This window comes from Lysobacter sp. DMC104 (assembly GCF_056313665.1).
Map to the genome: position 1 here is coordinate 241,553 of NZ_JBQUZW010000005.1, position 20,056 is coordinate 261,608.

19 protein-coding genes are annotated in these 20,056 nt (G+C 68.8%); 13 read left to right on the forward strand and 6 right to left on the reverse strand.

The genetic code is table 11. The features are described from left to right. Positions 1-37: 37 nt before the first annotated feature. The gene (locus ACT53R_RS09230; protein ID WP_476171569.1) at positions 38-1,207 is read right to left on the reverse strand and encodes a serine hydrolase domain-containing protein; all 1,170 of its coding nucleotides are present in this window, start codon (positions 1,205-1,207) and stop codon (positions 38-40) included. Between the two features lie 131 nt (positions 1,208-1,338). Beyond that, positions 1,339-2,514 carry a serine hydrolase domain-containing protein gene (locus tag ACT53R_RS09235; protein ID WP_476171570.1) on the reverse strand — a complete coding sequence of 392 codons (1,176 nt, stop codon included), beginning with the start codon at positions 2,512-2,514 and terminating at the stop codon, positions 1,339-1,341. A gap of 177 nt (positions 2,515-2,691) precedes the next feature. Between ACT53R_RS09235 and ACT53R_RS09240 the strand changes: the two genes are divergently transcribed. The 3 genes from ACT53R_RS09240 to ACT53R_RS09250 all read left to right on the forward strand — a co-directional run bounded on the left by ACT53R_RS09240 (position 2,692) and on the right by ACT53R_RS09250 (position 8,105). Further along, positions 2,692-3,513: a TatD family hydrolase gene (locus tag ACT53R_RS09240; protein ID WP_476171571.1), complete on the forward strand. Its 822-nt coding sequence runs from the start codon at positions 2,692-2,694 to the stop codon at positions 3,511-3,513. 405 nt (positions 3,514-3,918) lie between these two features. Continuing rightward, the gene (locus ACT53R_RS09245; RefSeq protein WP_476171572.1) at positions 3,919-5,019 is read left to right on the forward strand and encodes an efflux RND transporter periplasmic adaptor subunit; all 1,101 of its coding nucleotides are present in this window, start codon (positions 3,919-3,921) and stop codon (positions 5,017-5,019) included. Beyond that, on the forward strand, positions 5,016-8,105 hold the full coding sequence (locus tag ACT53R_RS09250) for an efflux RND transporter permease subunit (protein WP_476171573.1): 3,090 nt from the start codon (positions 5,016-5,018) through the stop codon (positions 8,103-8,105). The genes ACT53R_RS09245 and ACT53R_RS09250 overlap by 4 nt, the downstream gene beginning before the upstream one ends. Before the next feature lie 15 nt (positions 8,106-8,120). On the opposite strand, the gene ACT53R_RS09255 is transcribed toward ACT53R_RS09250, so the two are convergent. After that, complete coding sequence (locus tag ACT53R_RS09255) at positions 8,121-8,705, reverse strand: TetR/AcrR family transcriptional regulator (protein WP_476171574.1); 585 nt, start codon at positions 8,703-8,705, stop codon at positions 8,121-8,123. A gap of 119 nt (positions 8,706-8,824) precedes the next feature. Here ACT53R_RS09255 and ACT53R_RS09260 point away from each other — a divergent pair, with 119 nt between their 5' ends. Both ACT53R_RS09260 and gloA read left to right on the forward strand, forming a co-directional pair. Next, a complete protein-coding gene (locus ACT53R_RS09260) occupies positions 8,825-9,241 on the forward strand; it encodes a hypothetical protein (protein ID WP_476171575.1) in 417 nt (138 codons plus the stop codon). Positions 9,242-9,311: 70 nt separating this feature from the next. Beyond that, the gene (gloA, locus tag ACT53R_RS09265) at positions 9,312-9,716 is read left to right on the forward strand and encodes a lactoylglutathione lyase (RefSeq protein ID WP_476171576.1); all 405 of its coding nucleotides are present in this window, start codon (positions 9,312-9,314) and stop codon (positions 9,714-9,716) included. 6 nt (positions 9,717-9,722) lie between these two features. Here gloA and ACT53R_RS09270 read toward each other — a convergent pair whose 3' ends face one another. Further along, complete coding sequence (locus ACT53R_RS09270) at positions 9,723-11,039, reverse strand: APC family permease (RefSeq protein WP_476171577.1); 1,317 nt, start codon at positions 11,037-11,039, stop codon at positions 9,723-9,725. 161 nt (positions 11,040-11,200) lie between these two features. On the opposite strand from ACT53R_RS09270, the gene ACT53R_RS09275 reads away from it, so the two are divergent. Together ACT53R_RS09275 and ACT53R_RS09280 are read left to right on the forward strand one after the other, a co-directional pair. Continuing rightward, a complete protein-coding gene (locus tag ACT53R_RS09275; protein ID WP_476171578.1) occupies positions 11,201-12,517 on the forward strand; it encodes an amidohydrolase in 1,317 nt (438 codons plus the stop codon). After that, a complete protein-coding gene (locus ACT53R_RS09280; protein ID WP_476171579.1) occupies positions 12,514-12,999 on the forward strand; it encodes a hypothetical protein in 486 nt (161 codons plus the stop codon). The genes ACT53R_RS09275 and ACT53R_RS09280 overlap by 4 nt, the downstream gene beginning before the upstream one ends. A gap of 2 nt (positions 13,000-13,001) precedes the next feature. Here the strand turns inward: ACT53R_RS09280 and ACT53R_RS09285 are convergent, their stop codons facing one another. Both ACT53R_RS09285 and ACT53R_RS09290 read right to left on the reverse strand, forming a co-directional pair. Continuing rightward, positions 13,002-13,784: a 3-hydroxybutyrate dehydrogenase gene (locus tag ACT53R_RS09285; protein ID WP_476171580.1), complete on the reverse strand. Its 783-nt coding sequence runs from the start codon at positions 13,782-13,784 to the stop codon at positions 13,002-13,004. A 55-nt stretch (positions 13,785-13,839) separates the two neighbouring features. Beyond that, positions 13,840-14,976: a patatin-like phospholipase family protein gene (locus tag ACT53R_RS09290; RefSeq protein ID WP_476171581.1), complete on the reverse strand. Its 1,137-nt coding sequence runs from the start codon at positions 14,974-14,976 to the stop codon at positions 13,840-13,842. Between the two features lie 163 nt (positions 14,977-15,139). On the opposite strand from ACT53R_RS09290, the gene queF reads away from it, so the two are divergent. The 6 genes from queF (at position 15,140) to ACT53R_RS09320 (ending at position 20,028) form a co-directional block, all read left to right on the forward strand. Then, positions 15,140-15,958: an NADPH-dependent 7-cyano-7-deazaguanine reductase QueF gene (queF, locus tag ACT53R_RS09295; RefSeq protein WP_476171582.1), complete on the forward strand. Its 819-nt coding sequence runs from the start codon at positions 15,140-15,142 to the stop codon at positions 15,956-15,958. 122 nt (positions 15,959-16,080) lie between these two features. Next, positions 16,081-16,386, forward strand: coding sequence for a LysM peptidoglycan-binding domain-containing protein (locus ACT53R_RS09300; protein ID WP_476171583.1), 306 nt, complete (start codon positions 16,081-16,083; stop codon positions 16,384-16,386). A 67-nt stretch (positions 16,387-16,453) separates the two neighbouring features. Continuing rightward, complete coding sequence (locus tag ACT53R_RS09305) at positions 16,454-16,978, forward strand: hypothetical protein (protein WP_476171584.1); 525 nt, start codon at positions 16,454-16,456, stop codon at positions 16,976-16,978. 131 nt (positions 16,979-17,109) lie between these two features. Beyond that, positions 17,110-17,817, forward strand: a complete 708-nt coding sequence (locus ACT53R_RS09310) for a UPF0149 family protein (RefSeq protein ID WP_476171585.1) — start codon at positions 17,110-17,112, stop codon at positions 17,815-17,817. Between the two features lie 778 nt (positions 17,818-18,595). Beyond that, positions 18,596-19,495 (forward strand): hypothetical protein, encoded by a 900-nt coding sequence (locus ACT53R_RS09315; protein WP_476171586.1) that lies wholly within the window; start codon positions 18,596-18,598, stop codon positions 19,493-19,495. After that, positions 19,492-20,028 (forward strand): hypothetical protein, encoded by a 537-nt coding sequence (locus ACT53R_RS09320; RefSeq protein WP_476171587.1) that lies wholly within the window; start codon positions 19,492-19,494, stop codon positions 20,026-20,028. The genes ACT53R_RS09315 and ACT53R_RS09320 overlap by 4 nt, the downstream gene beginning before the upstream one ends. The last annotated feature ends 28 nt before the right edge of the window (positions 20,029-20,056 follow it).

Genomic DNA, 20,056 nt, shown 5'->3' on the forward strand with positions numbered 1-20,056 from the left:
AAGGCCCGCCGCGTCGCAGTCGTTCGACCGCTGTCGCTCAGCGGCGGTCGTTCGCGCGCGTGACCGTGGCGCGCGCTGGTGCTGGCGCATGCTTGTCCGCCACCGGCTGCACGGGCAGCGCTTCGGCGCGGTACAGCGTGCCCGTCGGCGAGGTCACGACGTTGACCATGGCGCGGATGTCGGTGATGTCCGGCGCCAGCTTGAAGCGCTGGTCTTTCACCAGCAGCACGCCGCCGACGTTCGAGCCGTAATCCACCCATGGCGTGAAACCGAAGGCGCCCGGGCTGGAAATGACCAGCGCGGTCGCGTTCGGATCGTTCGCGCTGTCGATCCAGTGGCCGATGCCGTAGCCGAAGCCGTCGGTGTACGGCGGGCGCGACAGGTTCTGCGTGCCGACGGTGCGGTCGATCGACATCGCCGCCAGCGTCGCCTGCGAGAGGTACACCTTGCCGTTGTAGCGGCCGTTGGCCAGCAGCATGTCGACGACGTGGCCGTAGTCTTCCTGCGTGCTGCGACCGCCCTCGGCGATGCGCGGGTTGGCCATGCGCACGTAGCCGGCGACGGTGGAGTCGTAGGCGTAGTCGGTCTGGGTCAGGCCCAGCGGCGTCACCGTCTCGGCGATGAAGAGGTCGTCCCAGCTCTTGCCGCTGGCGATCTCGGCCATGCGGCCGGCGACCTGCATCGAGTTGCCGCCGTACGCGAACACGGTGCCCGGCGTACCGATCAGCGTGGAGTTCGTCAGGATGGTGTTGGCGCAATCACCGAGCGTGATGCGCTGGTTCGACATGCACAGGTTGTCGGTGTCGGGCAGCGCGCTGGTGTGCGAGAACAGCTGCGCGAGCGTGATGCCCTTCTTGTCGGCCGGCGCGTTGGGGAAGTACTGGCCGACGGTGTCGGTCCAGCGCATCGTGCCCTTGTCGACCAGGCGGGCGACGGTGAGGCCCGACAACCACTTGCTGCCGGAAGCGATCGGCACGCGCGTGGTCAGCGAATAGCCGCCGAACGCGCGGCGGTAGACCACGCTGCCGGCCTTGTTCACGCGCAGCGACGCGCCGTCGAGCGTGTGGTCGGTGACGAACGCCTGCATGGCGTTGGTGACCGGCGTGAAGTTGTAGAGCGTTGCCGCCATCGCCGCACTGGCGGTGACGAGGGCGACGGCGAGGACGGAACGGGCGCGGTGGGGGAGGGAACGCGGGGAAAGACGCATGGGAACTCATCCGGAATTGAAGTGGAAGGAACAGCGGAACGACCGCGTCACGCCGCGGCATCGCGGGCGACGACGGCAGACGCCCGCCCCGGCGGACCGGGGCGGGCGGGTGCGCCGCAAGGGCGCGGCACTCAGCGGCGGGCGGCGGTATTCACCGGCGCCGGGACGCGCACCGCAGTGGCCTTCGGCGCGAACGGCACCATGGGCTGCGCAGGCAGCGGGTCGGCGACGTACAGCGCGGCGGCGGGCGAGGTCACCACGTTCACCATGTCGCGGATGTCGTTGATGTCTTCGAACAGGCGCGTGTTGACGTCCTGCACCAGCAGCACACCGGAGACCTGGGTGTTGTGGTCGACCCACGGCGTGAAGCCGAACGCGCCGGGCGAGGACACGATCAGCGGCGAGGACGGATCGATCCACTGTCCGAGGCCGTAGCCATAGCCGGTGGAGGTCGGCGGACGCGAGACGTCGACGGTGCCGACGGTGCGGTCGCGCGCCATGTACTCGATGGTGAGGCGGGTGAGGAAGCGGCGGCTCGGCAGGCAGGTGCCGTCGGTGCGGTAGTCGAAGCAGCCCCAGCCCAGCACCATGTCGACCACCTTGCCGTAGTCGTCCAGCGTGCTGCGCACGCCGCCGGCGATGCGCGGATTGGTGTTGCGCACGTAACCCGGCGCGGTCGAGGACGTGGCGTAGTCGGTGCCGGTCAGGCCGAACGGCGTGACCATCTCGGCGATGAAGACGTCGTCCCAGGACTTGCCGGTCGCGATCTCGGCCATGCGGCCGGCGACCTGCATCGAATTGCCGCCGTAGGAGAACACCTTGCCGGGCTCGCCGATCAGCGGCTGCTGCAGGATGCGCTCTGCACAGGTGGTCAGCGTGTACAGCGGATTCGACATGCAGAAGTCGTCGCCGCCAGGCAGCGCGCTGGTGTGCGAGAACAGCTGCTCCAGCGTGATCGCACGCTTGGCCGGTTCGACGGTCGGGAAATACTGGCCGACGGTGTCGGTCCAGCGCATCTGGCCCTTCTCGACGAGGCGGGCGATGGTGATCGCCGACAGCCACTTGCTGGCCGAGGCGATCGGGATGCGGGTGTCGACCGTGTAACCGCCGAACGCGCGGCGGTAGACCACGCTGCCGGCCTTGTTCGCGCGCAGCGACGCGCCGTCGAGCGTGTAGGTGTCGACCAGCGCTTGCATCTCGGTGGTGACGGGGCGGAAGTCGTAGCGGATGGCGGCGTCGGCGGTGCAGGAACCGACGACGAACAGCGTGACGGCGGTGGCGAGGGCGGAACAGAGCGATCGGAACATGGCGTGTCTTCCTTGTGGCTGGGGGATGCGCAGGGAAACGCCGGCCTTCGGGGCGGGTTGACCCTGCACCGGGGCGGAGTTGTGAACGGATGTTTCGTCGGAAACGTCTTGTCACAGGTGCGGGTCGCGACGCGGCATTCCGTACAATGCGCGCCTGCCTTTCCACGTCCTGCCCGCATGCACACGAGCGCCACGCCGCTGATCGACATCGGCGCCAACCTCACCCACGAGAGCTTCGATCACGATCGCGAGGCCGTGCTCGCCCGCGCGCGCGACGCGGGCGTGACGAAGCTGGTGGTCACCGGCGCCAGCCGCGAGCACTCGCCGAAGGCATTGGTGCTGGCGCAGACGTTCCCCGGCACGCTGTACGCCACCGCCGGCGTGCATCCGCACCACGCGGTCGAATACACAGACGAATGCGATGCCGAGATGCGCGCGTTGCACGCGCATCCGGACGTGGTGGCGGTGGGCGAATGCGGCCTCGACTACTTCCGCGACTTCTCGCCGCGGCCGGCGCAGCGGCGCGCGTTCGAGCGCCAGTTGCAGCTGGCGGCGGATCTCGCCGCCGGCGGGAATGCCAAGCCGCTGTTCCTGCACCAGCGCGATGCGCACGCCGATTTCCTGGCGATGATGAAGAACTTCGACGGCCGCCACGGCCCGGCGGTGGTGCACTGCTTCACCGGCACCCGCGAGGAGCTGTTCGACTGCCTCGATCGCGACTGGTACATCGGCATCACCGGCTGGCTCTGCGACGAGCGCCGCGGCACGCACCTGCGCGAACTGGTGAAGCACATCCCCGCGGACCGGCTGATGATCGAGACCGACGCGCCCTACCTGCTGCCGCGCACGGTGCGCCCGCAGCCCTCGCACCGGCGCAACGAGCCGATGTACCTCGCGCATATCGTCGAGGAACTCGCGCGCGATCGCGGCGAGTCCGCGGGCACCGTCGCCGCCGCGACCACCGCGACGGCGACGACGTTCTTCCGGCTGCCGGCGTGAGGCGTCCCGGTCCGGGGCACATCACGGCGTAGCCGTTGTCGTCGTTGGCGCGGCACTGGCCGCGGCACGGGGTGTCGCCGATGGCGTAGTCCAGCGGCGGGAAGGCGGCGCGGTACCCGCCGGCCACGCGCGGGCCGATCTGCAGCCCGACGACGAATGCCGGCACCGGCCGCCAGGGCAGGCGCGTCTTTGATGCGTTCCGGCATCGCGCTTCCGTGCGGGCGCCGCCGGACGGCGCGACGTTCCATGATCGAGGCCGACGATGGCACCGGCCGTCGCGATCGCTCGCAGCGATGCGGCATGCGACGAAAGTCAGCTGAATCCTGCATTCATCCGCCGCGGGAGGGCGCCGGACATTAGTGAACTTGCCGGTACACTGCCGCCTCCCCCACCGCGATCCCTTCCATGTCGGCCCGTGTCCGCTCCGCCCTGCTGGTCGCAGGGTTCAGTCTTGTCCTCGTCGCCTGCCAGGATGGCAGCCATTCCCCGCAAGATGCGGGCACGATCAAGGCGATGGCGGTCACCGTCGCACCGGTGCGCGCCCGCAGCCTGCCACGCGGCGTCGTGGTGTCCGGCGCGGTGGCGCCGGTGGAGGAAATGCAGCTCGGCGTCGAAGTCGGTGGCCTGCGCGTGACCGCGCTGCACGTCGACGTGGGCGCCCGCGTCGAACGCGGGCAGCGCCTGCTGGAACTCGACCACCGCACGCTCGACAGCGACCTTGCGCAGGCCGAGGCCGCGCTGCACGAGGCCGAGGCCGGCGCCCAGCTGGCCCGCGCCAACCTGGCCCGCGGCCAGGCGCTGGCGAAGGACCGCTTCATCAGTGCCGGCCAGCTCGACGAACTGCGCGCCGCGCGCACCCAGAGCGAAGCCCGTGTCGGTACCGCGCGCGCCGCCCGCGATGGCGCCGCGCTGCGCCGCAGCTTCGCCGACCTGCGTGCACCGGCTGCGGGCATCGTCTCGAAGCGGCTGGTGCAACCCGGGCAGGTGGTCGGCGCCGGCGGCGAACTGCTGCGGCTGATCCGCGACGGCCGCCTGGAATGGCGCGCCGAACTGCCGGTGGCCCAGCTCGGCCAGATCTCCCCCGGCGACCGCATCGTGCTGACCGCGCCGTCCGGCGCTTCCGTGGAAGGCCGCGTGCGCGCGGTCAGTCCGGGCGTCGACGCCACCACCCGCACCGGCACGGTCTACGCCGACCTGCCCGATCCGCAGGGCCTGGCGCCCGGCGCCTACGTCGAAGGGCGGATCGACACCGGCCTCGCCGATGGCGCCACCGTCCCGGTCGCCGCCGTGGTGCTGCGCGACGGCTTCCCCACCGTGTTCCTGGTCGACGACAAGGGCGTCGCCCACGCCCGGCGCGTGCGCACCGGCGCGAAGCCGGGCGACGAGATCGAGCTGGTCGATGGTCCGAAGCCCGGCGTGCGCGTGGTGGTGCAGGGCGCGGGCTTCCTCGCCGACGGCGACCACGTCCGCATCGTCCAGGCACCCGTCGCGGGCACCACGCCGTGAGCGGCGGCGGCACGCTGTCGTCCTGGGCCATCCAGCGGCCCCTGCCGTCGCTGATGGTCTTCTTCGTGCTGTGCGTCGCCGGGCTGTGGGGCTTCCACGCGCTGTCGGTGGCGCGCTTCCCGGACGTCGCCTATCCGATGACCACGGTCACCGTGAACCTGCCCGGCGCGACGCCCACGCAGCTGGAAAGCGAAGTCACGCGCCGGATCGAGGATTCGGCGGCGACCATCCCGAACGTCAAGCGCGTGATGTCGATCGTGATGGAAGGCAGCAGCGTCACTTCGATCGAGTTCAACCTCGAGGCCGATCTCGCCGAGGCCCTGGACGACACCCGCGACGCCGTCACCCGCGTGCGCAGCGACCTGCCGCAGGACATCCTGGAACCGGTGATCGGCAAGATCGACATCGGCGGTTCCTTGCAGACGTATGCCGTGTCCGCCCCGACGATGACCGCCGACGAGCTGTCGTGGTTCGTCGATCACGACGTCTCGCGCGCGCTGTACGGCGTGAAGGGCGTCGCCAGGCTGACCCGCATCGGCGGCATCGATCGCCAGGTGCGCGTCGACCTCGATCCGCAGGCGCTGATGGCCTATGGCATCACCGCCGGCGCGGTGTCGCAGCAGCTGGCGCGCACCCAGGTCGAGCGTTCCGGCGGCCGGGTGGAGATCGGCGGCGAGGAGCAGGTCGTCCGCACCCTGTCGACCGTGGGCGACGCGCAGCAGCTGCGCGACTACAGCATCGCCCTGCCCGACGGCCGCTCGGTGCGGCTGTCGTCGATCGCGAACGTCCACGACGATGCCGCCGACCCGACCGAGGCCGCGCTGCTCGACGGCAAGCCGGCGGTCGGCTTCTCGCTGTCGCGCACCCGCAAGGCCGACGAACTGCGCGTCTCCGCGGCGGTGCGCGAGGCGCTCGACGCGCTGGAGGCCACGCACCCTGGCGTGCGTTTCAAGCTGGTGACGAGCATCGTCGACGAGACCGAGCGCTCGTACAGCTCCTCGATGACCATGCTGTGGGAAGGCGCGCTGCTGGCGCTGCTGGTGGTGTGGTGGTTCCTGCGCGACTGGCGCGCGACGTGGGTGTCGGCGGTGGCGCTGCCGCTGTCGATCATCCCGACCTTCGCGGTGATCGCGTGGCTGGGCTTCAGCCTCAACATCATCACCCTGCTGGCGCTGTCGGTGGTGGTCGGCATCCTGGTGGACGACGCGATCGTCGAGATCGAGAACATCGTGCGCCACCTCGGCATGGGCAAGTCGCCGAAGCAGGCCGCGGCCGATGCCGCAGACGAGATCGGCACCGCGGTGATCGCGACCTCGATGACGTTGGCGGCAGTGTTCGTGCCGGTGGCGTTCATGCCCGGCATCGCCGGCAAGTTCTTCCGCGAATTCGGCTGGACCGCGGCCACCGCGGTGCTGTTCTCGCTGCTGGTGGCGCGCCTGCTCACGCCGATGATGGCGGCCTACCAGCTCAGGCCGCACGTCCCCGAAGCGCGCGAATCGTCGCTGATGCGGCGCTACCTCGGCTGGGTCGACACCGCGCTGCGCCATCGCGGCAAGACGCTGGTGGCGACGCTGGTGGTGTTCGTGATCTCGATGCTGCCGGTGCTGGTGATCCCGAAGACGTTCATGCCGTTCACCGACATGGGCCGCAGCAACCTCAGCATCGAGCTGCCGCCGGGCACGCCGATCGAGCAGACCATCGCGGTGTCCGAACAGGTGCGCGCGCGGCTGCGCGACATCCCCGAACTGAAGCAGACCTTCACCATGGTCGGCAGCGTGCTGGACCTGGGCGATCCCGGGCGCAGCGGCACGCCGGAGGTGCGCAAGGCGACGCTGGTGCTGGAATGGGGCGCGGCCGCCGATCGCGAGCGCGGCCAGAAAACGCTGGAAGCGCTGGTGCGCGAACGGGTCGCCGACATGCCGGGCATGAAGGCGCGCTTCGTCAGCAACGAACCCGGCGAAGCGCTGCAACTGGTGCTGGCCGGCGACGATCCGGTGAAGCTGGAAGCTGCGGCCGCGGCGGTCGAGCGCGACCTGCGCGGCATCCACGGGCTGGGCAGCGTGACCTCGTCCGCGTCGCTGCTGCGGCCGGAGCTGCGCATCCTGCCCGACCCCGCGCGCGCCGCCGACCTGGGTGTGGCCACCGCCGACATCGCCGAGGCCGCGCGCATCGCCACCAGCGGCGACTACCTCCAGCGCATGGCCAAGCTCAACCTGTCCGATCGCCAGATCCCGATCCGCGTCGGCTTCGCCCGCGAGGCGTTGCGGGACCCGGCGCTGATCGGCCAGCTGCGCGTGCCCGGCCGCAACGGCCCGGTGCCGCTGTCGGCGGTCGCCGAGCTGCGCGACGGCAGCGGGCCGACCGTGGTCACGCGCTACAAGCGCCAGCGCAACGTGATGCTCAGCGCCGAGCTCGACGGCCGCGCGCTGGGCGACGTGATGAAGGAACTCGAAGCGCTGCCGGCGATGAAGACGCTGCCGACCGGCGTCGACTACCTCATCGCCGGCGATGCCGAAGTGTTCGTCGAACTGTTCACCGGCTTCGCGCTGGCGATGGTCGCCGGCATCGCCTGCATCTACATGGTGCTGCTGCTGCTGTTCAACCACGCCATCCAGCCGCTGACCATCCTCACCGCGGTGCCGCTGTGCGCCGGTGGCGCGTTCGGCGCGCTGCTGCTGACCGGCCACGCGCTGTCGCTGCCGGCGCTGATCGGCCTGCTGATGCTGATCGGCATCGCCACCAAGAACTCGATCCTGCTGGTCGACTACGCGGTGGTGGCCGAGGACGAACACGGCCTGAGCCGCCACGACGCGCTGGTCGACGCCTGCCGCAAGCGCGCGCGCCCGGTGATGATGACCACGCTGGCGATGGGCGCCGGCATGCTGCCGCTGGCGCTGGGGTTCTCCGGCGATTCCAGCTTCCGCGCGCCGATGGCGTGGGCGGTGATCGGCGGCCTGATCACCTCGACCCTGCTCAGTCTGATCGTGATCCCGGCCGCGTACTCGCTGCTGGACGACGTGGGCAAGTGGATCGGCCGGCGCGTGCGTCGGCGGCGCGTGCAGGCGGTGCAGGGCGCGGGCGCTTAACCCCGGCCGCCCGCGTCAGCGGCCGTCGCCGTCGCCGTCGCGCAACAGCGCGGCGGCCGCGGCATCGGCGATGCGGTCGGCCAGCGCGGGATCGGCCACCGCGCGTGCCAGCGTGACCGCACCGGCCAGCAACGACAGCGCGACCAGCGCTTCCGCCTCGCCGGCGGGTTTTCCCGGCGACGCGGGGCCGTTCGCGATCGCCGCGACGATCTCGCCCAGTTTCCCGTCGTAGCACGCCCGCGACGCGGCGTCGGCGCGCGCCATTTCCGGGCTCAGGCTCTGCAGCGCGCAGCTTTCGGCCAGATCGCAGCGCCGGCGTTCGCCCAGGTAGAAGCGCACGAACGCCGGCCACCAGTCGGCGCCGCGGTCGTCCTGCAGGCCGCGGATCGCGACCCGGAGCTGCTCCAGGCCCTCGACCACGGCTTCGCGGAAGGCGTCGGCCTTCGAGCCGAAGTGCACATAGAACGCGCCCGACGTCAGCCCGGCCTCCTTCGCCAGCCCGTCCACGCCGATGCCGCCGAAGCCGCCCTTGCGGAAGCCGCGCCCGGCGGCGTCGAGGATGCGGCTGCGGGTCTGCTGCTTCTGGAGGCTGCGGGACATGGCAAGGCACCACGAGACGGGAGGCCAGCATTGTACTTGACGACATCACGATCGTTATGTAATTTGAAATAACGATCGTTATTCAAACGGTCGTGCCCTTTCCCCACCGGAGCAGGACCATGCCCATCAGCCTCACCCTCACCGAAGGCGTCATCCCCGCCGACAAGCTCGGCCTCGCCGTCCAGCAGATCACCGACAGCTTCCTCAGGCACCACGGTCTGGGCGGCAACCGGGTGATGACCCCGAACGTCACCACCCACCTCAACGTCCTGCCGCGCGGCCACACCTTCTCCGGCGGCCAGCCGGTCGAAGGCGCCTGGATCGAGACCAAGACGCCGTCGTTCGCGCTCGCCGACCACGACGTCCAGACCGCGTTCTTCGGCGAGGCGACCGGCATCCTCCACGCCCTGTCCGGCGGCACCCTGGCCCGGGACCGGATCTGGTCGAACGGCGTCCACGCCGTCGATGGCACCTGGAACCTCGATGGCAAGGCGCTCACCAACGCCGAGCTCGGCGCGGCGGTTTCGGCGGGTTGATGTGTCCTGTCGACGCAGTGCCGGCCCTGCGCCGGCGCTGCGGCCGCCCCCCGCATTCCGGAGACTCACCATGCGCCTGCTCCACACCATGCTGCGTGTCGCCGATCTCGACCGCGCGCTCGCCTTCTACGTCGACACGCTCGGCATGACGTTGTTCCGGCGCGAGGATTACCCGACCGGCGGCTTCACGCTCGCCTTCGTCGGTTATGGCAACGAAGCGACGTCGGCGACGATCGAACTGACCTGGAACCACGGCACGTCCGAATACCTCCGCGGCAACGCCTACGGCCACGTCGCGATCGGCGTCGACGATGTGCAGGCGACCTGCGATGCGCTGGCGGCGAAGGGCGTGCGCATCGTGCGGCCGGCCGGCCCGATGACGCACCGCTCGCCCGATCGCGACGACGTCGAGATCATCGCCTTCATCGAGGATCCGGATGGCTACCGGATCGAACTGATCGAAACGCCGGCGTAGAGGCGCTCAGCGCCGGAACGCGCGCAGTCCGGCGTAGATCGCGACCAGCGCCGCCAGCGCAATGAGGATCGCGGCCCATTCGTCGGGCTTGAGCGTGGTGACGATCGCGATCATCGCCGCGACCGCGACCAGGGGGATCGCCGGGCCGCCGGGCAGCACGAAGGGTTCGCCGCGCTCGCGCAGGTCGCGCGCCTGCGCGCGCCACGCGGCGACGCCGACGAAGCCGTACATCAGGCAGATCGCGCCGCCGGAGATCAGCGCCAGCTTGTCGAAGCTGCCGAACAGCGCCAGCGTCCACGCGATGCCGGCGTGCGCGACCAGCGCCAGCAGCGGCACGCGATGCGCCGGCGACACGCGCCCGAACGCACGCGGCAGGTAACCGTCGCGGCCCAGCGCGAACACCAGCCGCGACGTGCCCAGCAGGTTGCCCATCAGGAAGCCGGTCATCGACACCGCGGCGGTCAGCAGCAACAGCGTGCGGCCCGGTGCCCACAGCGCGGCGGCGGTGTCGGCCAGCGGCACGCCGCTCTTCGCCAGCGCCGGGCCCAGCAGCGTCTGCCCGGCGAGCTGCAGCCCGAGGTACAGCAGCACGACGAGCAGGATCGCGGCGATCGTGGCGCGCGGCACGCTGCGCGCGGGATCGCGCAGTTCGCCCGACGGCACCAGCGCGGTCTCCATGCCGGAGTAGGCGAACATCACCAGCACCATCGACGCGCCCAGCGCCGAGAACGACGGCACGTCGGCGAGGCTGAAGCTGATCTTCGCCGGATCGAGGAACCACACGCCGATCGCCGCCAGCGCGAACAGCGGTGTCAGCTTGAGCGTGGCGAGCGTCGCGATCGCGCGCGCGCCGAGCTTCACGCCGAACGCATTCAAGGCGAGCAGCGCGAGATACACCACCGTCAGCAAACCCGCGCGATGCCACGGCTCGGCGAACGCCGGCGACAGCGCCGCGACCTGCGACGACAGGCCGTCGGCGACGCCGGCGCTGGAGGCGAGGTTGCTGATCCACATCAGCGCGCCGGCCAGGAATCCGGCGAACGGCCCGAACACCGCGGTGAGATACGTGTACGGCCCGCCGGTGGCCTGCGTGCGGCTGCCGATCGCGGCGAAGCACAGCGCCACCGGCACGATGGCCAGTGCGCCGGCGATCAGCGCCAGCGGCGCGGCGATGCCCATCTGCGTCGACAGCGAGGCCGGCATGCGGAAGATGCCGCCGCCGACGATCACGTTGATCACCGCCGCGGTCAGCGCCAGGCTGCCGACCGCGCGGACCAGGGCGGCATCGCCTTCGAGCGGACGGGCGGCGGGCGTGTCGGACATGGGCGGCTCGGTGCGGACGGCGGACGCGGCAGCCTCGCACGGGGCGCCGGCTTTGGCGAGTGCGCCCGCGGCATGACGCCATGCCCGCGCGCACGGTGTCGCGGCCGGCATGCGGTAGCATCGCGACACCCCCTGTATCGCCCCCGTCCGGAGATCGCCGCATGCGCCACGCCCTGCTTGCCCTGTCGCTGACCGCCGCCCTCGGCGCGGTCGTCGCGCCCGCTTCTGCCGGTGACGCGCGTCCCGACGTCGACGCCCAGGCGCAGCGGCTGCAACCGAAGGTGCTGGCCTGGCGCCGCGACTTCCACCAGCATCCCGAACTCGGCAACCGCGAGACGCGCACCGCGAAGATCGTCGCCGACCACCTGCGCACGCTCGGCTTCGAGGTGAAGACCGGCATCGCCACCACCGGCGTTGTCGCGGTGCTGAAGGGCGGCAAGCCCGGCCCGCGCATCGCGCTGCGCGCCGACATGGACGCGTTGCCGGTGACCGAACGCAACGCGCTGCCGTTCGCGTCGAAGGCCACCGCGGTGTTCCGCGGCGAGACCACCGGCGTGATGCATGCCTGCGGCCACGACGCGCACACCTCGATCCTGATGGGCGTGGCCGAGGCGCTGGCGGCGATGAAGGCCGACCTGCCCGGCGAGATCCTGTTCGTGTTCCAGCCGGCCGAGGAAGGCCCGCCGGACGGCGAAAAGGGCGGCGCCTCGGAGATGCTGGCCGAAGGCCTGTTCCGCGACTTCAAGCCGCAGGCGGTGTTCGGCCTGCACGTGTTCAGCACGCTGCCGGCGGGCACCGTCGGCTATCGCAGCGGCCCGGCGATGGCGGCGTCGGACCGCTTCAACATCGTGATCAAGGGCCGGCAGACGCACGGCTCGCGGCCGTGGGGCGGCATCGACCCGATCGTCGCCGCGGCCGAGGTCGTGACCAGCGCGCAGACGATCGTCAGCCGCCGCCAGAACCTCTCGCACCTGCCGGTGGTGGTGAGCTTCGGCGCGATCAAGGGCGGCATCCGCTACAACATCATCCCCGACCAGGTGGAACTGATCGGCACCATCCGCACCTTCGACGAAGGCATGCGCCAGGCCGTGTTCGCCGATCTGAAGAACGTGGCCGAACATGTGGCCGCCGCGCACGGCGCCACCGCCATCGCCCATGTGCCCGACACCGAAGGCAACCCGGTGACGGTGAACGATCCCGCGCTCACCGCGCGCATGGTGCCCAGCCTGGAACGCGCCGTCGGCAAGGATCGCGTGCTGCCGCTGGACCTCAACATGGGCGCCGAGGATTTCTCGTACTACGCGAAGGAAGTGCCCGGGTTCTTCTTCTTCGTCGGCGCCACGCCGGCGGGCAAGGACCCGGCGACCGCCCCGTCGAACCACTCGCCCGAATTCTTCCTCGACGAATCCGCGCTCGACGTCGGCCTGCGCTCGATGCTGCAGGTGGTGCTGGATTACCAGAACGGTGGCGCGCAGTGAGCCGCGTCAGGCTGTCGATGGCGCTCCTGTTCGGGGCGGCCATCGCCATGATCGGCCCGGTGGCGGCGGACAAGCGCATCGACGACCTGTCCGGCCACTACCGTGTCCGTGGCGAATGCGCGTACCGGACGGAAGACGGCGAGTACCGCGACTGCGTGGCGTGGAACACGCTGGCGCTGAAGCGGGACGCGGAGCCGGGGCGCTACCGTTATGAACTCGAAACGGCGACCTTCGCGACCACCGCGGGCGGCTGCGACCTCCGTGGTTCGCTGCAGGAAACCGTCGTCGGCGGGGAGCGCCGGCTCGTGGCCGTTCCCGACGAGGAGAACCGCTGCCCGCTGCGCTTCGTCGAGCGGTCGCGGTCGCTGGTGCTGGAAGTGGATGACACGCCCGACGCCGAAGCCGCATGCCGCAAGTTCTGCGGCTTCAACAGCAGTCTCTACAGCGATCCGTTCCCGTTGCGCTCCCGGCGTCGCCGCTGAGGTCAATCCATGTGCCAGCCGTGGCTGACCAGCAGCGACTGGCCGGTCAGCGCGTTGGTCTCGAATGCGGCGAACAGCAGGGCGACCGCGGCGACATCGGCGACGGTGGTGAACTCGCCGTCCACGGTCTCCTTCAGCATCACCTTCTTCACCACGTCCTCTTCGCTGATGCCCAGTTCCTTCGCCTGCTCGGGGATCTGCTTCTCGACCAGCGGCGTGCGCACGAAGCCCGGGCAGATGACATTCGCGCGGATGCCGTGCTTGCCGCCTTCCTTCGCCACGGTGCGACACAGGCCCAGCAGGCCGTGCTTGGCGGTGACGTAGGCGGACTTCAGCACCGACGCTTCCTTGGAGTGCACCGAGCCCATGTAGATGATCGCGCCGCCGCGGCCGGAGGCCTGCATGTGCGGCACGCAGGCGCGGGTCGTGAGGAACGCGCCGTCGAGGTGGATCGCCAGCATCTTCTTCCAGTCGGCGAACGAGAATTTCTCGATCGGGTTGACGATCTGGATGCCGGCGTTGCTCACCAGCACGTCGACGCCGCCCCAGGCCGCGACCACGGCGGCAACGCCGGCCTCGACCTGCTCCTCGCTGGTGACGTCCATCGCCACCGGCATGGCGGTGCCGCCGGCGGCGACGATCTCGTCGACGGTTTTCTGCGCATCTTCCAGCCTGAGGTCGGCGATGGCGACGCGGCCGCCGGCGCGGGCGTAGACGTGGGCGATCTCGCGGCCGATGCCGCTGGCGGCGCCGGTGACGAGGCAGACTTTCTGGTCGAGTTGCATGGGGAGGACTCCGGACGGACGAGGGAAAAGGGCCGGTCGCGCGTTGCAGGCGCAGTCACGCCGGGTGGCGCGTGCCGGCGGGGACGAGGTCGAACACGTGCACGCCGCTGCGGCGACGACTGCGCCGGCGCCAGCGCGCATCGTCGAGCGTGCGGCAGGCGTCGTCGTGGCCGGCGGTCCAGTGCTCGTGCATGGCGCGTCGCGAGAACGCGAAGTCCTTGCTCTCGCCTTCGCAAGGCCGCGTGCGGTAGATCAGGTGGACGACGTCGACGCCGCCGCCTGGGCCGCGCAGACCGGCGAGCAGGCGCGCATCCGGATCGTCGCGCAGCGCGGGCGGCAGCTTCGCCACCAGCCGCGCCGCGGCGCGCGACAGCGTCTCCAGCCGCAGTTCGAGGTCGGTGTTCATGCGTGTGCGGCTGGAGAAGCGGATGTCCTTCTCGCGCGCGCCCACGTCCAGCATCGTCTTCGGCAGATCGCCGCGTGCGGGGAAGAGGTCGATCTGGAACACCGTGCGGCGGTGGTCGCCGGGCTGGTCCATCACGTACTGCAGCGGCGTGTTCGAGACCAGCCCGCCGTCCCAGTAGTGCTCGCCGTCGATTTCCACCGGCGCGAAGCCCGGCGGCAGTGCGCCGCTGGCCAGGATGTGGCGCACGTCGATGCGCTGACGGGCGGAATCGAAATAGGTGAAGTTGCCGGTGCGCACGTTCACCGCGCCGACCGACAGCCGCATGGTCCCGGCGTTGATGCGGTCGAAGTCGACCAGCGCTTCCAGCGTGTCGCGCAGCGGTGTGGTGTCGTAGACGCTGATCGCCTGCGGTGTGCCCGGCAAGGCAAAGGCCGGCGGTGGCCAGTGCGGCACGAAGAACCCCGGCACGCCGAACACCAGGGCTTGCAGCGCGCTGGCGTTGTCGTGGGCGGCCGGCAGCAGGCGGCCCGCGTCGAACGGGCCCATCGGCAGGGGCGGGTCACGGGTCACGCGTTCCCAGAAGGTCCGCAGGCGTTCGATCCTGCGTTCCGGCGGATTGCCGGCGATCAGCGCCGCGTTGATCGCGCCGATGGAGATGCCCGCGACCCAGTCCGGCACCTCGCCGCGTGCTTCCAGCGCGGTCTGCACGCCGGCCTGGTAGGCGCCGAGCGCGCCGCCGCCCTGGAGGACCAGGATGCGTTCTTCGGAGGGGCCGGGCTTGGGCATGGCGGGTCCGTCGGGGGCGTGGCCGCCGCCATGTTGCAGCGCGGCATGGGCGCACGCTAGGCGTCATGGCCTGAACGCTGTGGAACGCCAGGCGTACGGCAGGCAATGCGCCCGGCGTGCGCGGTGCGACCGGGCGCATTGCCCGGGACGCTAGACTGTCGCGATGACGCATCCCGACATTCCGCTCGGCCGCGAGGTCGCGTATCCCGGGCAGTACGACCCGTCGCTGCTGTTCCCGATCCCGCGTGCACAGGCGCGCGGCGAGATCGGCGTCGATGCGGCGGCCTTGCCCTTCATCGGCCACGATCGCTGGCATGCCTACGAACTGAGCTGGCTCGACGCGCGCGGCAAGCCGGTGGTCGCGACCGCGACGCTTACCGTGCCGGCGACCTCGCCGCACCTGATCGAATCGAAGTCGCTGAAGCTGTACCTGAATTCGTTCAACGGCGGCCAGCGCTACGACAGCGCCGCAGTGGTGCGCGCGGTGATCGTCGCGGACCTGTCCGCCGCCGCGGGCGCGCCGGTCGACGTGACGTTCGGATTGCCGCCGTTAGCCGAAGGTGCGGACGGTGCGGAATCGATCGACGGCCTCGACATCGACATCGATCGCTACGGTCCGCCCGACGCGTCGCTGCTGTCGGCCGACGACGGGGCGATCGTCGAGGAGACGCTGCACTCGGCGCTGCTGAAGTCGAACTGCCCGGTCACCGGCCAGCCGGACTGGGCCGGCGTGCGCATCGCCTACCGCGGGCCGCGGATCGATCGCGCCGGCCTGCTGCGCTACCTCGTGTCGTTCCGCGATCATGCCGAATTCCACGAGCAATGCGTCGAGCGCGTGTTCGTCGACCTGCTGGCGCGCTGCCGGCCGCAGGCGCTGTCGGTGGAAGCGCGCTACACCCGTCGCGGTGGCCTGGACATCAATCCGTGGCGCGCGACGGCGGGCATGCCGCCGCCCGCGGCCGGGCGCGATGCCCGCCAATAGCGCGGTCGTCGTGCGCGATCCCGCGACTGATTCGCGGTACGGAAAAATACCCGGGATCGATATGGATTCTTAACAGGACGCGTGTCAATGTGGCCCCGCCATTCCGGCAGGAGCCCGTCATCATGACCACCCCCGACAAACCCGATTTTTCCAACGTGCAGTCCGGCTTCACCACCACCGAAGAAGTGATCGGTGGCAGCGGCGGCGGCGGCGGCACCGGCGAGCAGACCTACACGATCGAGAAGGGCGACACGCTGTCGGCCATCGCCAAGCGCTTCTACGGCAAGTCGAAGTACTGGCACCAGATCTACGAGGCCAACCGCGACACGATCGAGGACCCGGACCGCATCTTCCCCGACCAGGTGATCAAGCTGCCGGCGATCGACATCGACGGCGACGGTGATCTCGACGATCCGACGCTCGGCTGAGCCGGCGTCCCGCCTGCTTCGACCGGATTCCCGCAGGATTTCCATCGCCCGTTCCGAGGATTGCCCCATGACCCGCAAGACCCAGACCCCGTTCCGCAATGCCCTGTTCGTCGCCGCGATCGCCGGCGTCGCCATCGTCGGCTGCAAGAAGAAGGAAGAAGCGCCGGCCCCCGCGCCCGAACCCGTCGCCGCCGCGCCTGCGCCGGCCCCCGCGCCGCCGCCGGCCCCCGCCGCCACCGCGTCGGTGGTGTCGGTCGACCTCGGCACCGCCGTCGGCCCCGACCTCAAGCTCACCGCGTCCGGCACCACCTTCAAGCCGAAGGACACCATCTACGCCGTCATCGGCACCAACACCAGCGACCCGGCCGCCTCGGTCCCGGGCAAGCTGGGCGTGAAGTGGACCTACAACGATGCCAGTGGCCCGATCGTGATCAACCCGAACGACGCCGCCAAGGACATCAGCTTCACCGGTGCCGGTGCCAACGAGTTCCACATCAGCAAGCCGGACGGTTTCCCGGTCGGCAAGTACAAGGTGGAAGTCTCGCTCGATGGCAACGTCGTGCAGACCAAGGAATTCGACGTCGCCAAGTAATCCTGCCACGTCGTGATCCACGCGCAGGGCGCGGCTTCGGCCGCGCCCTGTGTCGTTTCCGGCATGCGGGTCCGGGCAGGCCCGGGCGCGGTCGATTACTCTATGCCGCCCTGAAAAGCGCAGGCGCCGCCATGTCCACGCCCGATTTCCTCGACGACGCCCGCCTCGAGCGCCTGTCCGAACTGCTCGACACCCGCGCCGTGCCGTTCAAGGGCTTCAACCTCGAAGCGCTGGACGGCTTCTTGTCCGCGCTCGCCGTCGGCCCCGAGGACGTGCCCGCGGAGGAATGGCACCCCGTCGTCTGGGGTGGCAAACCGCCGCGCTGGGACGGCGAGGCCGAAGCCGCCGACGTCGCCGGCCTGCTGGCCTCGCACCAGGCGATGGTGGTGCAGCGCGTGCGCCACGGCAGCGAAGACCTGCCCGACGCCTTCGCGCCGCTGCTGTGGCTGCCCGAGGATCCGTCCGAACACGAGGACGACGACCTCGACGTCGGCCGCGACTGGGCCTACGGCTTCTTCCGCGGCGTCGAACTGCGCGAGGCCGCGTGGGAAGCGTGGCTGGACGAACACGACTGGATCGACGAGATCTTCGGCATGCTCGACCGCCTCGCCAGCGGCGAAGTGCTGGGCGAGGACCCGACCGCGGAACCGACGCCGCTCGAATACCGCGAGCGCCTCGGCATCGTGATGGAACTGCCGGACATGCTCGCGGACCTGCACCACCACCGCATCGACGCCCTCACCCCGCGCACCCCGATCCGCCGCGACGCCAAACCCGAGCGCAACGATCCCTGCCCCTGCGGCAGCGGGAAGAAGTACAAGAAGTGTTGCGGGGCGTGATTGCGTCGCAATGACTGCGGCCCATGCCGCACCGTCGTCCCGGCGGAAGCCGGGATCCCGCTTCGACGATCGATGGAAACCCGGAGTCGATTCGGAGCTTTGGAGTAGCCCGGGTAAGGCCGCAGGCCGCACCCGGGAATCGCTCGTCCTTCATCCCGGGTGCGCTTCGCTTGCCCGGGCTGCTTGCTTCATGCGCCCTGCTGCGTCACCGAAGCCAATGCCTTGAAGAAGATGAATGACGCATCGCTCATGCAACCTGCTCGTACGCACTTCTCGGCCTTGAGTGGCGTTTAGGCCTCTAGATAGTTTCTTTGAATCGAATTGCGGTTAATGAGGCAAGATGGCTCGGGAATGGAGATGCCGTCAGCGTTGCGATGGCATACCACTGGCCATGCGTCCCTTGCTCTCCAAGACCTATCGCTGCGAATCCGTGGCCAGTAGTGTTGCGATATGCGTGATCAATCACGACTTGGCTGAAGCGCCGCAGGGCTGGCATCTAGGGTTCTTATAAGTCCGGTTGCTGGATACGGTGCGGTAGTGCTGACGATCTTGGTGTTGCGCCTCAGGGCGATGGGCACGTCGGCCCTATCTGAGTTGGCTATTCATAGTAGAAATCCCTCGGAAACAGAGGTCTAATCCAATGTCAAAGCCCGTTCAGGGACAGTCTTAACGCCTGCGACACAGGGGGAGTCAAATGGGAAGGCCAGCGAGGAAGCGCATCCACTACCTGCGTGCCGTCTTTGCGCAAGGGGCGCGAGGAAACATCAGGTTTGAGACCATGGTTGCGAACGCCCTTCAAACACTGCCGACTATGCAAAGAACGGAAATCACAATCGCAAGTCATGGTGTGCTTGCAATTCGCACTCGCCAACCGGGACGTGGACGATTGAAGGTTGCCATTGGTGCTGGTGCGCCGGGCGAGTCTATGAGCACAATGGGACTCAGAGTTCGTGCACAAACGGATGCCGAAGTCGCCGAAGCTCCGCCCGAGAATCGTGCGTTTAAAACTGCGGATGCCTTCTGCTTATTTAGCGGCGACGAAGTGCTGATGCTTGTCGAAGGTATGCGAGTTAGTGTTGTCGAGAATTATCTTCGTCAGCTTCTTGCGCAGGCCAATCAGCCGGCAGGGCATTCCGCGTTTGAGCTTCGTCCGGTCGGCGATCAGGACCAAGAGGCTATTCTCGCTGACGAAGGAGTGAAAGAGCTCCGATTGAGCGGTACGGCGTATCAAGCCGAAGCTGAGTTAGACCGAGTCGAGTATGGCGACACAGCCGAGAGCATCATTTTTCGACTGTGGGCTGAAACGAAGGATCGCGTTCGATCGCTGCTATCGGAGCAGCTAGAGAACGAACGCGAGCGCCAAGTCTTAGCTGAACATTGGGCTGATCTGAATATTACGACAACCATCCAGGCGAGGGGCGGCAGTCGCGCTGAGCCCGTCGTGCTGGAGTCGATGCAGAATGCCGGCCTTGAACTTGTCGAAGAGCGACCTGATAACGTGAGTGTCACTCTTGTTACCGAGAAGGGAAGCAAGATCTCGGGAAATTCCCTCGTACTTGGCAAATTTGTGAATCTTTCCAGGAACGATGAGCGCAATGATTTGCCTTGCATGGACGTATTCTTGGCTTTGGAGCAATACCAAGCCGAGTTGATTCAGCAGCGGCGTTGGCGCGGATGAAGAAGATGGGCGCGAGCAAAGTTGATTGGACCTTTGCGAGGTATCTTGCAATTTGCTTTGTCTCTGCGCTAGCGTTGGCCCCGTTATTGCAGCCTTCCTACCATGGGAAGGCCGATGCGATGACTGCACTGGTGACCGTCTTTACAGTGCTTGCAGGTTTTATGCTTGCGGTCATGGCACTGGCTGCCGATGGTCGGAACCTACGGCGTAGAAATTGGCGGCAAGATGCCTACTATCTAAAAGAAATTCGAGATCGGCTGACACGCTATCGCATAATGTTCCATCTCTATTTGTTTGTTTCGGCGCTGGCAATACTGATTTTTATCGGCCCCGCGTGGAGCGACGACGTGCAGCGGTATGCCGAATGCTTCGTCTTGTTTCTCGCAACTTTCGCTCTGCTGTGGTCATTCCGCATACCCGGTGAGATAACGAGTGCGCATATGCGTCAGCTCCAAGCGGCAATAAAGGAGCAGCGTGAAACTGAGCACGATGCAATCTTGAGTGACTCAAAAGAGACAAGCGACATCGCGTAGGGTGGGGTGAGCACAGCGAACCCCACCA

Excerpts from the sequence above, each read along its gene's own strand:
- ACT53R_RS09230 (WP_476171569.1), bottom strand. The coding sequence starts at position 1,207 with ATGCGTCTTTCCCCGCGTTCCCTCCCCCACCGCGCCCGTTCCGTCCTC.
- ACT53R_RS09235 (WP_476171570.1), bottom strand. The coding sequence starts at position 2,514 with ATGTTCCGATCGCTCTGTTCCGCCCTCGCCACCGCCGTCACGCTGTTC.
- ACT53R_RS09240 (WP_476171571.1), top strand. The coding sequence starts at position 2,692 with ATGCACACGAGCGCCACGCCGCTGATCGACATCGGCGCCAACCTCACC.
- ACT53R_RS09245 (WP_476171572.1), top strand. The coding sequence starts at position 3,919 with ATGTCGGCCCGTGTCCGCTCCGCCCTGCTGGTCGCAGGGTTCAGTCTT.
- ACT53R_RS09255 (WP_476171574.1), bottom strand. The coding sequence starts at position 8,705 with ATGTCCCGCAGCCTCCAGAAGCAGCAGACCCGCAGCCGCATCCTCGAC.
- ACT53R_RS09260 (WP_476171575.1), top strand. The coding sequence starts at position 8,825 with ATGCCCATCAGCCTCACCCTCACCGAAGGCGTCATCCCCGCCGACAAG.
- gloA (WP_476171576.1), top strand. The coding sequence starts at position 9,312 with ATGCGCCTGCTCCACACCATGCTGCGTGTCGCCGATCTCGACCGCGCG.
- ACT53R_RS09270 (WP_476171577.1), bottom strand. The coding sequence starts at position 11,039 with ATGTCCGACACGCCCGCCGCCCGTCCGCTCGAAGGCGATGCCGCCCTG.
- ACT53R_RS09275 (WP_476171578.1), top strand. The coding sequence starts at position 11,201 with ATGCGCCACGCCCTGCTTGCCCTGTCGCTGACCGCCGCCCTCGGCGCG.
- ACT53R_RS09285 (WP_476171580.1), bottom strand. The coding sequence starts at position 13,784 with ATGCAACTCGACCAGAAAGTCTGCCTCGTCACCGGCGCCGCCAGCGGC.
- ACT53R_RS09290 (WP_476171581.1), bottom strand. The coding sequence starts at position 14,976 with ATGCCCAAGCCCGGCCCCTCCGAAGAACGCATCCTGGTCCTCCAGGGC.
- queF (WP_476171582.1), top strand. The coding sequence starts at position 15,140 with ATGACGCATCCCGACATTCCGCTCGGCCGCGAGGTCGCGTATCCCGGG.
- ACT53R_RS09300 (WP_476171583.1), top strand. The coding sequence starts at position 16,081 with ATGACCACCCCCGACAAACCCGATTTTTCCAACGTGCAGTCCGGCTTC.
- ACT53R_RS09305 (WP_476171584.1), top strand. The coding sequence starts at position 16,454 with ATGACCCGCAAGACCCAGACCCCGTTCCGCAATGCCCTGTTCGTCGCC.
- ACT53R_RS09310 (WP_476171585.1), top strand. The coding sequence starts at position 17,110 with ATGTCCACGCCCGATTTCCTCGACGACGCCCGCCTCGAGCGCCTGTCC.
- ACT53R_RS09315 (WP_476171586.1), top strand. The coding sequence starts at position 18,596 with ATGGTTGCGAACGCCCTTCAAACACTGCCGACTATGCAAAGAACGGAA.
- ACT53R_RS09320 (WP_476171587.1), top strand. The coding sequence starts at position 19,492 with ATGAAGAAGATGGGCGCGAGCAAAGTTGATTGGACCTTTGCGAGGTAT.